The 16,110-nt window shown below is 64.3% G+C and carries 13 protein-coding genes; 5 read left to right on the top strand and 8 right to left on the bottom strand.

Annotation, left to right across the window (positions count from 1 at the left end):
* Positions 1-245: 245 nt before the first annotated feature.
* From AC56LY_RS16760 to AC56LY_RS16775, 4 genes are read right to left on the bottom strand one after another with little or no spacing between them, the layout of a single operon-like run.
* Complete coding sequence (locus AC56LY_RS16760) at positions 246-1,691, bottom strand: sigma-54-dependent transcriptional regulator (RefSeq protein ID WP_499581341.1); 1,446 nt, start codon at positions 1,689-1,691, stop codon at positions 246-248.
* A gap of 18 nt (positions 1,692-1,709) precedes the next feature.
* A complete protein-coding gene (locus tag AC56LY_RS16765; RefSeq protein WP_499581343.1) occupies positions 1,710-3,371 on the bottom strand; it encodes a sensor histidine kinase in 1,662 nt (553 codons plus the stop codon).
* Positions 3,372-3,384: 13 nt separating this feature from the next.
* Entirely contained in the window at positions 3,385-3,633 is a 249-nt protein-coding gene (locus tag AC56LY_RS16770) for a PP0621 family protein (protein WP_499581345.1), read from the bottom strand.
* Positions 3,633-4,436: a cytochrome C assembly family protein gene (locus AC56LY_RS16775; RefSeq protein WP_499581347.1), complete on the bottom strand. Its 804-nt coding sequence runs from the start codon at positions 4,434-4,436 to the stop codon at positions 3,633-3,635. The genes AC56LY_RS16770 and AC56LY_RS16775 overlap by 1 nt, the downstream gene beginning before the upstream one ends.
* 354 nt (positions 4,437-4,790) lie before the next feature.
* Here AC56LY_RS16775 and AC56LY_RS16780 point away from each other — a divergent pair, with 354 nt between their 5' ends.
* The 3 genes from AC56LY_RS16780 (at position 4,791) to AC56LY_RS16790 (ending at position 8,149) form a co-directional block, all read left to right on the top strand.
* Positions 4,791-6,011 (top strand): NHL repeat-containing protein, encoded by a 1,221-nt coding sequence (locus tag AC56LY_RS16780; protein ID WP_499581349.1) that lies wholly within the window; start codon positions 4,791-4,793, stop codon positions 6,009-6,011.
* 120 nt (positions 6,012-6,131) lie between these two features.
* Entirely contained in the window at positions 6,132-7,499 is a 1,368-nt protein-coding gene (ffh, locus tag AC56LY_RS16785; protein WP_482896243.1) for a signal recognition particle protein, read from the top strand.
* A 233-nt stretch (positions 7,500-7,732) separates the two neighbouring features.
* On the top strand, positions 7,733-8,149 hold the full coding sequence (locus AC56LY_RS16790; RefSeq protein ID WP_183556557.1) for an SWIB/MDM2 domain-containing protein: 417 nt from the start codon (positions 7,733-7,735) through the stop codon (positions 8,147-8,149).
* Positions 8,150-8,248: 99 nt separating this feature from the next.
* On the opposite strand, the gene AC56LY_RS16795 is transcribed toward AC56LY_RS16790, so the two are convergent.
* The 4 genes from AC56LY_RS16795 to AC56LY_RS16810 all read right to left on the bottom strand — a co-directional run bounded on the left by AC56LY_RS16795 (position 8,249) and on the right by AC56LY_RS16810 (position 13,519).
* A complete protein-coding gene (locus tag AC56LY_RS16795) occupies positions 8,249-9,622 on the bottom strand; it encodes an alkaline phosphatase (RefSeq protein ID WP_499581351.1) in 1,374 nt (457 codons plus the stop codon).
* A 16-nt stretch (positions 9,623-9,638) separates the two neighbouring features.
* The gene (locus tag AC56LY_RS16800) at positions 9,639-11,084 is read right to left on the bottom strand and encodes an alkaline phosphatase (RefSeq protein WP_499581353.1); all 1,446 of its coding nucleotides are present in this window, start codon (positions 11,082-11,084) and stop codon (positions 9,639-9,641) included.
* 93 nt (positions 11,085-11,177) lie between these two features.
* Complete coding sequence (locus AC56LY_RS16805) at positions 11,178-11,801, bottom strand: lytic transglycosylase domain-containing protein (RefSeq protein WP_499582068.1); 624 nt, start codon at positions 11,799-11,801, stop codon at positions 11,178-11,180.
* The gene (locus AC56LY_RS16810; protein ID WP_499455627.1) at positions 11,801-13,519 is read right to left on the bottom strand and encodes a proline--tRNA ligase; all 1,719 of its coding nucleotides are present in this window, start codon (positions 13,517-13,519) and stop codon (positions 11,801-11,803) included. Before AC56LY_RS16810 ends, AC56LY_RS16805 begins: the two co-directional genes overlap by 1 nt.
* Positions 13,520-13,745: 226 nt before the next feature.
* Between AC56LY_RS16810 and AC56LY_RS16815 the strand changes: the two genes are divergently transcribed.
* Together AC56LY_RS16815 and AC56LY_RS16820 are read left to right on the top strand one after the other, a co-directional pair.
* Positions 13,746-14,381, top strand: coding sequence for an RNA pyrophosphohydrolase (locus AC56LY_RS16815; protein ID WP_499455629.1), 636 nt, complete (start codon positions 13,746-13,748; stop codon positions 14,379-14,381).
* Between the two features lie 135 nt (positions 14,382-14,516).
* Positions 14,517-16,040, top strand: a complete 1,524-nt coding sequence (locus AC56LY_RS16820; RefSeq protein WP_499581356.1) for an aspartyl protease family protein — start codon at positions 14,517-14,519, stop codon at positions 16,038-16,040.
* Positions 16,041-16,110 lie beyond the last annotated feature (70 nt).

Here is a 16,110-nt window from a genome sequence, read left to right on the forward strand (position 1 = left end):
ATAAATCCTCAATATTTGCCGTTTTCAAGCGTGTGAACCCTTGACTTTCAAGGGTCGCCCAAACGACGGGCGGCGCGCGGTTAGCGAGTGCTAACATCGGCGCGAGCCGCCGCAGATGAGCTGCTCAAGCATTCATCAGCGCAGTGCGCGCTTGCCCAATCGGTGTGCAGCGTGCACCGGTAAACGTGCGCAAAATGACAAGGTGGCATCACGGAGCATGCACCCTGCATGTCCCGAATAGCGGGTCAATCCTCGGGCGCGGTGATATCCAGTTTCTGCATCTGGTAGCGCAGCTGCCGCACACTGATCCCCAGCAGGCTGGCGGCCTGGGTGCGGTTGAACTGGGTCTGCTGCAGGGCGCGGCCGATGATGTCGCGCTCGACCTGCTCGAGGTATTCCGGCAGGTTGCCGGGCAAGTCGGCGGGGCCGACACCTGACGGCGACGCCATGACGGGGGCGACCGGCGCAACCGGCGCAACGGCAATGGCTGGCGTAACGACCGGCGCGACCGCCGGCGGCGCCAGTTCGGCCCGCGCCGGTTCGATCGGCCGCGCTGCCTTGAGCGACAAATCGCCCACCTCGATCACGCCATCGTTGGCAAACGCCAGCGCGCGCTCCAGCACGTTTTCCAGCTCGCGCACATTGCCGGGGAACGAATACGCACGCAGCGCGTCCAGCACCCCGGCCCCGAGCGTGGCCTGTCCTGCCCCGGCCAGCCGCTGCAGGATGCCGTTCACCAGCGGCGCCAGATCGTCCAGCCGCTCGCGCAGCGGCGGCAATCCCAGCTCGATCACGTTGAGCCGGTAGAACAGGTCTTGCCTGAACTTGCCCGTCTCGACGCAGCGCGCCAGGTCCTGGTGGGTCGCGCTGATAATGCGCACGTCGACCGGTTCCTCGACCGTCGCGCCGATCTTGCGCACGCGCCGCTCCTGGATCGCGCGCAGCAGTTTCACTTGCATCGCCAGCGGCAGGTCGGCCACCTCGTCGAGCATCAGCGTACCGCCATTGGCGGCCTGGAAGAAGCCGTCACGTTCATCGGATGCGCCCGTAAACGCCCCCTTGCGGTAGCCGAAGAACTCGGCCTCCATCAGCGTTTCGGGAATCGCGCCGCAGTTCACGGCGATGAACGGTTTCGCGGCGCGCGAACTCTGGGCGTGGATCTCGCGCGCGGCCAGCTCCTTGCCGCTGCCGGATTCGCCCGTGATCGAGATCGGCGCCATCGAGCGCGCCAGGCGGGCGATCTGGGCCCGCAATGCCGCCATCGCGGGCGAGCTGCCGATCATGCGCGAGTCGGGCGCAGCGCCGTCACCTAGCGCCGCGCTTTCGGATTGCTTGAGCGCCGCGCGCACCATCACGCGCAGCGCGTCCAGCGCCACCGGCTTGGCGATGTAGTCGAACGCACCGGCCTTCAGCGCCACCACTGCGTTTTCGGCGCTGCCGTAGGCGGTGATCACGGCCACCGGCGTGCCCTTGCCGGAGGCGCCGATTTCGCGCACCAGTTCCAGGCCCAGGCCGTCCGGCAGGCGCATGTCGGTCAGCACCAGCGCGTAATCGCGCTCATCGAACAATGCGCGCGCCTCGCGCAGCGTGGCGGCGCTGTCGACGTCCAGGCCCATCTTGAGCAGCGTGATCTCGAGCAGCTCGCGCAGGTCGGCCTCGTCGTCGAGCACCAGGACGCGTGGCGCGCTCATGACGGCTCCCCGGCCACGTCAGGCAAGGGCAAAGGTGATGACAAAGCGGCCACTGGCCTTGCGCGGGCCCAGCGCGGACGGGTCGAACCGGTATTCATAATCGAGTTTCGCATCGTTGTTGAGGCACAGTTCGCGCGCCAGGTAGAGTCCAAGGCCGGTGCCCTTGCTCGAGGTGGTATAGAACGGCTCGAACAGGTGGTCGCGCACTTCGGGCGTGATGCCGGGGCCGTCGTCCTGCACATGCAGCTCGCGCCGCCCGGCCGCATCGCGCGCCGGGAAGATGCGGATGCTGGCCGGCTGGCGGCTGGCGTAGCGCACCGCGTTGTTGAGTAAATTGAGCAGGACTTCGTGCAGGTGCAGCGGATCGAACCGCACGGCGCTGCCGCCCGGATCGCCGATATAGACTATATCACCGGCCAGGCCGTGGATTTCGCAGAACTCGGCCTTGAGCTGCTCGAGAAACACGCCCAGTGGCACCGGTTCGCCATTGGGCTGGGCCTTGCGCGACAGTTGCAGGATGTCTTCGACCATGCGGTTCACGCGCGTCACATTATCGCTGACGATCTTCAGCAGGCGCACTTCGGCCGGGCCGTGCAGGTCTTCGGCCAGCAGCGCCGTCGCGTGGCCGATGGCCGACAGCGGATTGCGCACCTCGTGCGCGATGCTGGCCGTCAGGCGCCCCATCGACGCCAGCTTGAGTTGCTGCGCCTGATTTTCGATGGCGCTCACGTCCTGCATGAAGATCACGCTGCGACTACCTCCCTCGCCAGCCGCATCGGCTGGCGCCGCGACACGGGCAAAGCGCAGCTTGACGTGCACCGGCTGATCACGCCGGCCACGCACGTCGCCGGCGCCATCGCCTTCGCGATACGGCTTGACGGTGACGAAGGCCTTGTCGTTCTCGGGCGCGGCGAGCCAGGCATCGAAGGCTTCGGCCAGCGGCTCGAAGGCCGGCGCCGCATGCAGCAGGAAGCCGGACGTATCGGTCTGCAGCCCGAGCATGCGGCGCGCCGCCGGATTCCCGGTAAACACCGCGCCGTCGGCGCCCACCACCAGGATGCCGTCGCCCACGTCGGCGATCACGATTTCATTGATCGCCTGCTGGATGCGCAGGTCGGCGCCGCGCTGGGCCGCCAGTTCTTCCTGTCCCAGCAGGCGCGCAGCCATGCGGTTGGCCACCAGCACGGCAGCAAAGAAGGCCGCGCCGAACAGGCCGGCCTGCATCAGCGGCGGATCGAACCCTTCGACCAGTTGCCACACGCTCAGGCCAAGCAAAAACAGCGTGGCCACCGCCGCCGCGAACAGCGCCAGCAGCAAGGGCGCGAGGATCGCGGCGCCGGCCAGCGGGAACAGATACAGGATGCCAAGGCCGCTGCGCATGCCGCCGGCGGCCAGGTACAGCAGCGAAATGACCAGGAGGTCGAGCGCGACCTGCACCCCGAGCTGCACCAGGAAGCGGCGCTGCCAGCGTGCGGCGAACGAAAATACCAGCGCCATGACCGCATAGCCGAGGCAGATCTGGGCGACCTGCTGCGTAATGCGCAGTACGCCGTTCTCGAAGTCGACACCGAAGTACAGCAGCAGTACCAGCGCGATGACGATGCGCGTGAGCGTGAAGGTCTGCAGCGAGCGCCACAGGGCAACGCGCGCTTCGGGCGACAGGGTGCGGCGTGGCGTCAAGGCCGGCCTGCGTCTACGGTGGCGGCAGGCGCACGTGGCCTGGCGAACAGTAGTCGTGGCCGTCGGCGCGTACCGATTCGGACGCCGGGAAATACATGCCGCAATGGGTACATTGGGCCATCGCTTCGATCTGCATCGGCGGCTTGGCCTGGCCTGGCCGGGCTTGCGGCGGCACGGCCGCACGCTTGCTCATGGCGCGCAGCTTGTTGCGCACGGCGAAGACCACGAGGGCGATGAAGGCAATCCAGAATAATAGTCGCATCAGATGGTTCCCCGGTGCAGGATAACTTCGAGCACGAAACGGCTGCCGACATAGGCCAGCGCCAGCGTGGCAAACCCGGCCAGCGTGAAGCGCAGCGCGGTCTTGCCGCGCCAGCCTCGCCAGCGGCGCCCCGCCAGCAGCGCGGCAAACAGCGCCCACGACAGCAGTGCGAACACACTCTTGTGGTCGAGCATGAGCGGCCTGCCGAACACCTGTTCGGAGAACACGAAGCCCGACAGCACCGTCAGGCTCAGCAGGATGAAGCCGATCCAGATCACACGGAACAGGAGTTTTTCCATGGTGAGCAGCGCCGGCAACTGGTCAAGCGCGGCGCCAAAGCGGCCGCCACCGGCGGTGCGGGTGTGCAGCCGCGCTTCCTGCAATGCCATCAGCACGGCGTGGAAGGCGGCAATGGTCAGCGTGCTGTAGGCCAGCACCGCGACCGCGATATGCCAGCCAAAGGCGGGCGACTTGCCGGCCAGCGGCGTCAGGGTACCGGGAAACAGCAGCGGCAGCAGCGCGGCCACGGCGGCAAACGGCATCACCAGGCGGCGCATGCCGTCGAGGGCGAAATTACGATTTTCAACCCAGTAGGCGGCCACGGACACCCACAGCGCCGACGACAGCATGATGGCAAAACCGACGCGCAGCCGGCCCGGGACCATCACGTCCATGCCAAGCGAAACGCCATGCAGCACCCACGCGCCGGCCGTCACGGCCGAGATGGCCGGGGCACGTCGCGATGGCAGCAGGGCGCATACCGCGTACAGGAAAGCCGCGGCAAGGAAGAGGAAATTCTGCATGACGGGAGTCTACACCATTGCATGCTGTCGCCGTGGGGTGGGCGGGTTTTCCAGGGCGTATGACATCCTGCACTTGCGCTTTCCTGCTCAGCACCGTGCAAAGCGCCATGCCAATCGGTGCCGGCATCATTGGCCCTTCCGTGTCATCAATTGACTTCAAGAGTTCTTGCTTACCGGCACACCATTAGCAATGCATTCCCCTACTAAAATTAACTTTGATAATTAGAAAAAAATTCTTCTAATCAAGTAGATAGTGATGGCGTCGAGAAGAACATTTGGTGAGTATTCGGCGGTGATAAAGCCGGATAATCGGACGTTCTTGCAATGATGCCGTTAGCGGTGAGAGACCAGACAATGAAACACCTTCGCCCTCTTTTACTTTGTGGCTTGCTGAGCGCCTGTGGCGGCGGCAGCGACGCGCCGAATTCCGGAGCACTTCCGGTCCCGCCGGTCGCCGCGCCAGCGCCCTCGCCTGCTCCGGCGCCCACCCCGATCCCAACGCCCACGCTCACGATCTCCAGCCCAACCTTGCGTACGCTCCCGGGCGGCCCGGCCGTTCCTCTCACCGCCCAGCTCTCCAGTGGTGCGACGGTCAGCTGGACACTTGCGGCCGGCGCCCCCGGCACGCTCAGCGCGCAAAGCGGCAACAGCGTGCGTTACCTGCCGCCATCGGGCGGCCTGACCGCGACGACGCCAGTGACCATCACCGCCAGCGGCGACGGCGTCAGCGCAACGCTGACCCTGGCCATCACGCTTGAGCCAGGCGCGCCCGGTTTGTACAGCGTTGCCTGGCGCACCAGCACCGAACCGACAATGTGGCAGCCGGTAAGCGTCGCCACCGACACGGCGGAAAACATTTACGCATTGCTGGAAGTCTCTGCCTCCCCAAGCCGCAGGGGTCCGCCCGAGCTCGTGAAAATCGCACCGAACGGCGCGATTACCTCGCTCATCGGCGCTACGTGGTTTGGCCAGCCTGAAAACCGGGCAAACGCCCAACGCCTGTATTTCACCAGCGGTTTTGCCGTCGACCGTGCAGGCAATCTGTACTTCGCTACCACGCCCATCGGGGTTGCGCTCAAGCTCGGTGAACAAGCCTCGTCGGGACCCAATATCGTCAAGATCACGCCGTCCGGTGTCCTGTCCGAGTTTGCAGGCGGTGTTGGCGAGCAGATCGGCGCCATGACTGACGGCGCCGGCAGCGCGGCGCGCTTCCTCAATCCGCGCATTGTCGGCATTGATTACGACGATAATGTGTATCTGCTCGACGCGAACGACACACCGCGCAAGGTCACGCCAGGCGGGGTGGTAACGACGCTCAAGGCACTTCCGGCCGGCCTGAACGCAGACCTGAATGGCAACACCTACAGCACTGATGCGACGTTCAAGCTGACACGCACCAATCCGGCCGGCGTCACCACCACGGTGCCGGGCGTACCGTATTGTGTTGACGGCAGGCCAGCCCTGCCGCTGTCTTGCCTGAACGAGTCGGCATACATGTTCCGCCCCATTAGCGCCGCCTCCTATGTTCTCCTGGATCAGTATGGCGCCATTCGCCGCCTGGTTCTGCAGCGCTGAGACGCCGGTTTCACCGGAACTGCACTGCGCCACTGAGGTAAAATGATGCATGAGGCTCAGCCCGACCGCTTCCGGTTCGGGCTGCAGCCATATGCACGTTATTTTTTCAAAGACGCAGACATGCTAGATAACCTGACTCAACGCCTTGCCAAGGTCGTCAAGACCATGCGCGGCGAGGCACGCCTCACCGAGGCAAATACTGCAGAGATGCTGCGCGAAGTGCGCATGGCCCTGCTCGAGGCCGACGTGGCGCTGCCGGCAGTGCGTGAATTCATCGCCAAGGTCAAGGAAAAAGCCCTCGGCGAAGAAGTCGTCGGCTCGCTCAGCCCGGGCCAGGCGCTCGTCGGCGTAGTGCAGAAGGAACTGGCAGCCCTGATGGGCGCCGACCTTGGTCCCGAAGCCAGCCAGCTCTCGTTTGCCCAGCAACCGCCGGCGATCATCCTGATGGCCGGTCTGCAGGGTGTCGGTAAAACCACCACCACCGGCAAGCTGGCCAAGTACCTCAAGGAGCAGAAAAAGAAGAAGGTCTTGACCGTCTCGGCCGACGTGTATCGCCCGGCCGCCATCGCGCAGCTCGAATCGGTGACCAAACAGGTCGGCGCTGATTTCTTCCCGTCGACCGCCAACGACAAGCCGGTCGACATCGCGCTGGCTGCGCTCGACTGGGCCAAGAAGCATTACCACGACGTCCTGATCATCGATACCGCGGGTCGCCTCGGTATCGACGAAGCAATGATGCAAGAGATCGCGGCGGTGCACGCCGCCGTCAACCCGATCGAAACGCTGTTCGTCGTCGACGCCATGCTGGGCCAGGATGCGATCAACACCGCCAAGGCGTTCAACGATGCCCTGCCCCTGACCGGCATCGTGCTGACCAAGCTTGACGGCGACTCGCGCGGCGGTGCGGCGCTGTCGGTGCGGCACGTGACGGGCAAACCGATCAAGTTTGCCGGTGTGTCCGAAAAACTCGATGGCCTCGAAGCCTTCGATCCGGCCCGCATGGCCAACCGCGTGCTGGGCATGGGCGACATCCTGGCGCTGGTCGAAGAAGCGCGCAAGGGTGTCGACGCCGAAGCCGCAGCCGAACTGGCCAACAAGATCAAGGTCGGCGGCCGCTTCGACATGAACGACTTCAAGTCGCAACTGACGCAAATGAAAAAGATGGGCGGCATGGCCGGCCTGATGGACAAGCTGCCGGCCCAGTTCCAGCAGGCCGCGGCAGGCGCCAATATGGGCCAGGCCGAGAAATCGGTCCAGCGCATGGTCGGTATCATCGATTCGATGACGCCGCTCGAGCGCGCAAAACCCGAACTGATCAAGGCCAACCGCAAGCGCCGCATCGCGGCCGGCGCCGGCGTGCAGGTGCAGGAAGTCAATCGCATGCTCAATCAGTACGACCAGATGCAGACGATGATGAAAAAACTCAAAGGCGGCGGCCTGATGAAGATGATGCGCGGGATGAAGGGCATGATGCCCGGCATGCGCTAATCCGCTGTTTTCTGCTCGCCGAACCGCGCAAAGTATCGCTTTGCGCGGTTTTTTTACGCCCCTTGTCCGCGTTTTATCGTTCCCGTGCGTTGTTGTGTGCGATAGCGCCCATTTAGGCGCTTATCAGAGTGAAAAAGTTTGGAAAAAGACTTGCACGAACAGTAAAACGCTACCAATATAGGCGTGCGATAAATTACGCATTTTTCCATGTGTTCGTTTTAGGAGGCTCGAAGATGGCAACAGCCAAAAAAACCACTGCAGCACCAGCAAAAAAAGCAGCTGCCAAGCCTGCTGCAGCGGCCAAGCCCGCAGCAAAAAAGGCAGCAGCACCAGCGAAAGCAGCCGCTAAAACGGCTGATAAATCAGCTGACAAATCGGCCGACAAGCCAGCAGTTGCACGCAAGCCAAACGCCGCGTTCATGAAAGCCATGACCCCGTCGGCCACGCTCGCTGCAGTCGTTGGCGACAAGCCGCTGCCACGCACCGAAGTGACCAAAAAGGTCTGGGATTACATCAAGTCGAAAGACCTGCAAGATCCGGCAAACCGTCGCATGATCAATGGCGACGACAAGCTCAAAGCAGTCTTCGGCGGCAAAGAGCAAGTCTCGATGTTTGAAATGACCAAACTGATTTCGGATCATCTGAAATAAGTTCAGGTTATATTCAGTCGACGTCTCGCTGATTAAAAAAGCCCCGGATTCAAACCCGGGGCTTTTTGTTATTCAGGTGTAAATAACCTGAATCTGAACTTACAAACCGCCGGCAGCCTTCATCAGTTCGAACACGCGGGTATTCTCCATCGTGCCTTTGAATGACGCCGAACCGGCACCAGTCGCATACAGTTTCACGTCGCCGCCGCCATGGGTTTCGGACGACTTGTGCACGCCCGTCTCCTGGTGGTAATCGTCGCTCTGCGCGACCATGCCATCGACATCGGCGCGCGCGTCCGGCCGGTTCGGGCCATTGCCAAACACCAGCGTGGTGAACGTCTTGCCGTCCGCATCCTTCTTCGGCTCGCCCGTCGCGTAGTCGCGCACGATATCCAGGATCGGGTTGCCGCGCTTCGGGTAACCGTTGATCTGCATCGTGTGGTCATGGTCGGCGGTGAGCACGATCAGCGTGTTCTGCAGGCCCGGATCGATCGCGCGCATGCGCTCGATTGCCAGTTGCAAGGCGTCGTCAAACGCCACCGTCTCTTCCAGCGCATGCTTGGCGCGGGTGTCGTGCAGCGCGTGGTCGATCTTGCCGCCTTCGACCATCAGGAAAAAACCGTTCGGATTGGTCGACAGCAGGTCGATCGCCTTGCCCGTCATCTCGGCCAGCGTCGGCTGCTCGGGGCGGCGCTGGTACGCATAATCGAGGTGGCTGCTGGCACTGTAGATGCCGACGAACTTGCGCCCCGCCTTGGCAGACATCATGCCGGCGCTGGTGCCGGCCACGTAATAGCCGGCGCCGGCGAATTCGGCCATCAGGTCGCGTCCGTCGGGCCGCCCCTTCGGATTGAGCACCGCGTCACGCGGCGTGAAGTGATTGCGCCCGCCGCCCATCAGCACATCGACACCGTCGCCCAGCGCCGCGTTGTAGCCGGTGCCGCCTGGCACGAGCTGCTGCGCGATCGTATAGGCCGCGTCGCGGCTGCAGGTGTGCGCAAAGGTCGACGCTGGCGTGGCGTGCGTCAGTTCGGTCGTCGTGATGGCGCCGGTGGCGCGGCCCCGTGCCTTGGCCAGTTCGAGGATCGTCACAGCCGGCGTGCCGTTGTTCGGACCGCACTGGTCGACGCCGTCTTTGGTCGGGTTGATCGTGCGGGCGCCGGCCTGCGAGATGACGTCGTTGTTCAGCTTCATGCCGGTCATGTACGCCCCCATCGACGGCGCGCTGTCGGTGGTCTGGTAATCGAGCGAATAGGTCTTGATGCGCGCGGTGCGCTCCATCAGGCGCTCGAAGTGCAGCAGGCTGTCTTCGCCGCCGCGGTAGATGCGAGCGGCGGTGGTGACGGACGGCCCCATGCCGTCGCCAAGGAAGAAGATGATGTTCTTCGCCTTTTGCTGGGCCGAAGCCGTTGCCGGCAGCGCTGCGCCAAAGGCAGCGGCCAGCAGCAGCGGGAGAATGCGTCGTGAAGTCATGGTGGATTTCTCGTGCTTACAGACCGGCTGCGGTCTTGATCAGATTGAAGACGCGCGTGTTGTCGATGGTTCCGCGGAACAGTTCCGCGTTCGCGCCGGCTGCGCCCAGGTAGACGTCGCTGCCGCCATGCGTTTCGGCGCCCGCGCGGGTGCGCACGACCGCTTGCTGGTGGTAGTCGTCGGCCGTCACGACCGCGTCGGTCAGCGGCGTGGAGCGCTCGCCCTGGTGGCGATTTTCGCCCGTGCCGAAGCCGATGATCGTGTACGGCATGCCCTGGCTGTCAAGCGTCGGCTTGCCGTCGGCCGTGCGCACCAGCCCCAGCACACCCGGGTTGGCGGGCGTGGTCTTGCCGGTGCGCGCTGCATAGCCGTTCAGCAGCAGCGTGTGGTCATGGTCGGCGGTGGCGACGATCAGCGTGTTCTTCAGGCCCGGGTCGAGCGCTTCCATGCGCTCGAGCGCAGCCTGCAGCGCGGCGTTGTACACCACCGTCTCTTGCAGCGCGCGTTTGCCCAGCGTGGCATGCAGCGCATGGTCGATCAGGCCGCCCTCGACCATCAGGAAGAAACCGGCGCGGTGCGGCGCCAGCAGGTCGATTGCCTTCGTCGTCATGGCCGGCAGGGCCGGTTGACGGGCGGCGTCGCGGATCGCGTCGAAGTCCATGTGGTTGGCGGCGAACAGGCCCACCACCGGCGTGCCTGGCGTCAAGGCGTTGAACCCGGCGGTGTCGTTCACGACCCGGAAGCCCCTGGCCTTGAACTCGGCCTGCAGATCGCGGTTGTCGGCGCGTTTGCCGCCACGCGCAAATGGCGTGAATTGCTGCGCACCGCCGCCGAACAGGACGTCCAGGCCATTGGCGCCCAGCGCCCGGTTGTAGCCGGCGCCGCCGGGCACCAGGCTGGCGGCGATGTCGGTTTCCAGCTTGCGATTGCAGGCGTGGGCATAGGTCGCCGCCGGGGTGGCGTCGGTGACGCTGGTATTGGTGACCACGCCCACGGCCATGCCGCGCTTGCGGGCCAGTTCGAGCAGCGTGACGGCCGCTTCGCCATTCTCACAGCGGCTTACCAGGCTGTTGCCGTTGGCGTCCCTGGCGGGCGCGATAGAGCGCGTGCCGGCCGACATCGAGATCACACCGTTATTCTGCTTCACACCGGTCATGTAGGCGGCCATCGAGGCGGCGCTGTCGGTGACCTGCGCGTCGTTGGAGAAGGTCTTCACGAACGCCGATTCGGGCAGGCGGTCAATCGCCAGCTCGCCCTCTTCGCCGACAGCAAAGATGCGCGCGGCAGTCAGCGTGTTGACGCCCATGCCGTCGCCCAGGAAGAAGATGATGTTCTTTGCGCGCTGGTCGACCGGATTGGCCGTCAGGGTGGGGGTCGCGGTCTGGGTTAAAACCGGCGGCGTGGCCGCGCAGCCGGTGAGCGCCGCCAGCAGTGCGCCAGCGGTGAAAAGAATGGGTCGCATGCAGTCCTCACTGGGGAAAGCGGGAAGTCTACACTGCGTCGATGACGGTGGGGTGAATTGCTATGTTAGGGTTTTGTACAACCCGGGAACGCATCACGCCCCCGGTTTGAACTCCCAGTTCTTCCAGGCGGCCAGCACCGCGTTCGGGTACTTCGGCTTGCCGCGGCTGCCGTTGTAGCGGCCCAGCGCCAGGTACAGGTCGCCCCGCTCCATGTCGATATACATGCGCAGAATCGCGCAGCCGTAGCGCAGATTGGTCTGCATGTGGAACAGGCGGCGGCGGTCGCCGTCGCCGATTGCCTTGGTCCAGAACGGCATCACCTGCATGTAGCCACGCGCGCCGGCAATCGAGATCGCATACTTGCGATAGGCCGACTCCACCTGGATCAGGCCCAGCACCAGTCCCGGATCGAGCCCCGCGCGGGTCGCTTCATACCACGCGGTCTCGAGAAACTCGGTGCGGGTCTGGACGTCGGGCAAGCGCCTGGCCAGGCGCGGCGACATCTGGTCGAACCACGCCTGGTAGCGCGCCCGCCCCGCCTCGGTGCGGAAGGTCGGGCGCGGCGGACGCGCGTCGGCGATGGCGTTGGCCAGCGCCAGACGCACCGAATCCGACAGCGCTTCTTCTTTCTGGTTACCGGCATGCGCCGGCGCCGCCAGACCGAAGGCCAGCGCCAGCAGCACGCCTCCGGTCCAGGAGGCCAGGCGCAACGCCATCACTTGCCCAGCTTGGCCTTGATGAAGCCGACCATCTCGCCCACGGCGACGCTGCTCGCTTCGGCATCGCGGCGGCCCTGGTATTCGAGGTTGCCTTCTTTCAGGCCACGCTCGCCGATCACGACGCGGTGCGGCACGCCGATCAGTTCCCAGTCGGCGAACATCGCGCCCGGGCGCAGGCCGCGGTCGTCGACGATGACGTCGATGCCCATGGCCGACAGCGACGCATACAGCTGCTCGGTCGCGTCCTTGACCATCTCGCTGCGATCCATGCCCATCGGGCACAGCACCACTTCGAACGGCGCCAGCGCGTCCGGCCAGACGATGCCCTTGTCGTCGAAGTTCTGCTCGATCGCCGCGCCCAGGATGCGGGTCACGCCGATACCGTAGCAACCCATCTGCAGCGGCGCAGGGCGGCCGCCGTCATCGAGGAACGTCGCGCCCATCGCCTGCGAGTACGCGGTGCCGAGCTGGAACACGTGGCCCACTTCGATGCCGCGCTCGATCGCCAGCACGCCCTTGCCATCTGGCGACGGGTCGCCTTCGACGACATTACGCAGGTCGGCCACGAGCGGCTCGGGCAAATCGCGACCCCAGTTCACGCCAATGTGGTGGAAGTCTTGTTCGTTCGCGCCGCAGACGAAATCGGCCATGTTGGCGACCGTGCGGTCGGCCACGACGGTGACCGGCACTTTCGTGCCGACCGGACCGAGGTAACCCGGCACGGTGCCAAACACCTCGAGGATTTCGGCTTCGGTCGAGAAGCGGTAGCCGGCCAGGCCGTCGACCTTGCCGACCTTGATTTCGTTGAGCTCATGGTCGCCGCGCAGCAGCAGTACCCAGTAGCTCTTCTTGCCGTCGTTCTCGACCGTCAAAGCGATGGTCTTGACGGTCTGCGCCAGGTTCACACCCAGCAGCGCCGCGACGGTCTCGCACTTGGTCGTGCCCGGGGTCGGGGTCTTGGTCAGCGTTTGCGTGGCAGCGGCGCGCTCGCCGCTGGCCACGGCTTCAGCCGCTTCCATATTGGCCGCGAAATCGGACGTCGGGCAGTAGACCAGCGCATCTTCACCGGTGCTGGCGATGACGTGGAATTCGTGCGAACCGGTGCCGCCGATGGCGCCGTTGTCGGCCGCCACCGCGCGGAACTTCAGGCCGAAGCGCGTGAAGATGCGGGTGTAGGCGTCGAACATGGTCTGGTACGACGTCTGCATGCCGGCGACATCGCGGTCGAACGAATACGCATCCTTCATCGTGAATTCGCGGCCGCGCATCAAGCCGAAGCGCGGACGGCGCTCGTCGCGGAACTTGGTCTGGATGTGATAGAAGTTCACCGGCAGCTGGCGGTACGATTTGATCTCGCTGCGCACGACGTCGGTGATGACTTCTTCGGACGTCGGCTGGATCGCGAAGTCGCGGCCATGGCGGTCTTTCACGCGCATGAGCTCGTCGCCCATCTTGTCCCAGCGACCTGTCTCTTGCCACAGTTCGGCCGGTTGCACGAGCGGCATCAGGAGTTCGATACCACCAGCGCGATTCATTTCTTCACGGACGATCGCTTCGACCTTGCGGATGACGCGCAGCCCGACCGGCATATACGTATAGATGCCGGAACCCAGGCGCTTGATCATCCCGGCGCGCATCATCAGCTTGTGGCTGACGATCTCGGCATCGGAAGGCGCTTCTTTCAGAGTTGAAATAAAAAATCGTGAGGCACGCATATCTGTGAATTCTTTTTAAAAAGAGAGGGTTATAATCGACCTAATTTTAAAGGATTAGCCGGCTGATGCGTCCAATCTTTCTACAAACAGGGTCCGGAACCAGCATCATCGACCGCGCAAGCGGTGCGGAAACCCCTTGGGCATGAAAATACGTAAGTAAAAATACAAGGGTACCGAGTGCCCGCAAGAGGGAACGTCCGCCGGCAGAAAGTATCGAGGTGCACTTATGCTCGACCGTGAAGGGTTTCGGCCCAACGTCGGCATCATCCTGCTGAACGCTAACAACGAGGTCTGGTGGGGCAAGCGGGTGCGAGAGCACTCATGGCAATTTCCTCAAGGGGGAATCAAGTACGGCGAAACACCCGAGCAGGCAATGTATCGCGAGCTCGAGGAAGAAATCGGTTTGCGTCAGGAGCACGTCAAGATCGTGGGTCGCACCCGCGATTGGCTGCGCTATGAGGTGCCCGATCATTTCATCAAGCGTGAAATCCGCGGGCATTACCGTGGCCAGAAGCAGATCTGGTTCCTGCTGCGCATGGTCGCGCGCGACAACGAAGTCAATCTGCGCCTGACCGACCATCCCGAGTTCGACGCCTGGCGCTGGCACGACTACTGGGTGCCGCTCGATGTCGTGATCGAGTTCAAGCGCGACGTCTACCAGCGCGCGCTGCAAGAGCTGTCGCGCTTTCTGAGCTGGCCGGCCAAGGGCCAGCACGGCGAGCGGCGTCACAGCGCGCGCTACCTGCGCCAGCCGCATGGGCGCGCGCAGCCTGGCGCCAAGCCAGGGCAAGAGATGCTCGGGGCAGCCGGGCCGGGCAATCCGGCGGCGCCCGATGCACTGGTGCTGGCGCCGAACAAGTAGGCGTCAAGACACATCGATACCGGCGCTGGCGCACGATGCGCCCTGCTCCGGTATCCCGCCTGCCCCTCGCAGACGCCCTCCATTTCATGCTCAAAGCATTGTTTTCACGGCAACATTCGCCGGTACAATGCTTGCATGACTACGCCTACCGTCCGCCTGCATCTGCTGCTGCTACTCCTTGCCCTGAGTGCCGTGCCCACTGCCCATGCCTGGCAGGCCGAGCCCAAGCGTTGTCAATTAACCCAGCTCGCGACGCTGCCCGTACGCTATACCGGCCCGGACCTGAACCTGACGATCGAAGGGCGGATCGACGGCACGCCGGCCGACATGCTGGTCGACACCGGCGCCAATGGCACGATACTTACGCGTACCGCGACCGAGCGGCGCGCGCTGACCCTGCGCCCTACTGACGGGCGTGCCTATGGCATTGGCGGCGCGGCCCGCATCTACAGCGCGCAGATCAAGGAATTCAAGGCCGGGCCGGCGGCGATCACCAACAGCCGCGTACGGGTACTGGGTGACTTCGGCACCGCGCCATCGTTCGAAGCGATCCTGGGCGCGCCATTCCTGCTCCAGTCCGACCTCGAGATTTCCCTGGCCACCAAGGAAATCAAGTTCTTCAAACCGACCAATTGCGATAGCGCGCACCTGGCCTACTGGGACGAGAACGCGATCGAGATTCCTTTTCGCTGGACCAGCTCGCGTCAGGCCAATCCCGAATTCAAGGTGCTCCTGAACGGCAAGGAGGTCACGGCGGTGATCGACAGCGGCTCCGCCAGCACGCTGATGACGCGCCGGGCCGCGGAAAAAGCGGGCCTGAACATGAACTCGCCAGACGTCGGACGCGCTGGCGAAGTGGGCGGCGTCGGGGCCAGGCGCATCGCACGCTGGAACGTGACGCTGGACAAGCTGCAGATCGGCCGCGAGACGATCAGCAATGCCGACATCGGCGTGATCGACACGAATGATCTCGACGTCGACCTGCTGCTCGGCGCCGACTTCCTGCGCTCGCACCGCGTCATGTTCGCGATGAGCCAGAAGAAGCTGTACTTTACCTATGTCGGGGGCGACGCACTTGGCCAGCGGCGCCGCATCGAACCCTGGCTGCAGCAGGAGGCCGACGCCGGCAATGGCGATGCGCAGATGATGGTGGCCGCGATGCACCGAAGCGGTCATGGCACGCCGCCTGACATGGCGCAGGCCCTGGTCTGGCTCGACAAGGCGGCCGCCAGCGGCAATCCCCGCGCCAACCTGGTGGTCGGCCAGCGCCTGATGAAAGAACGGCGCTATACCGAAGCGGTGATAAGGCTGCGCCAGGCGCTCGACCGCATGCCGGGCGAGCGCTCCGGCGCGCTGATGCTGTACACGGCGCGCATGCACAATAAAGACCCCGAGCTGGCGCGGCGCGAACTGGCCAGCGCCTTCACGCACGACATCGATGAATGGCCGGGGCCGATCGCCGATTTCTATCTCGGCAAGCTCGATGAAGGCAAGCTGCTCAAGCTCGCGCGCGAAGAATCGGCGCATGCGCTGCGGCGCACCTGCCAGGCGCGCTTTGCGATCGCCGAGCGCCATCGGTTCACGGGCGATGACGAGCAGGCCAAGCGGGTGCTGGATGAGGCGCCCGAGTGTCGCCAGGGGCCGAAAGAGGCATCCTGAGGCCCGCCCCGCGCCGGACCGGCGGCTGCGCTACAATGCCCGCTCTCCCCTTTTTTCGCCCCCTCCTGCC

Source organism: Telluria sp. ZT3P25 (genome assembly GCF_059685895.1).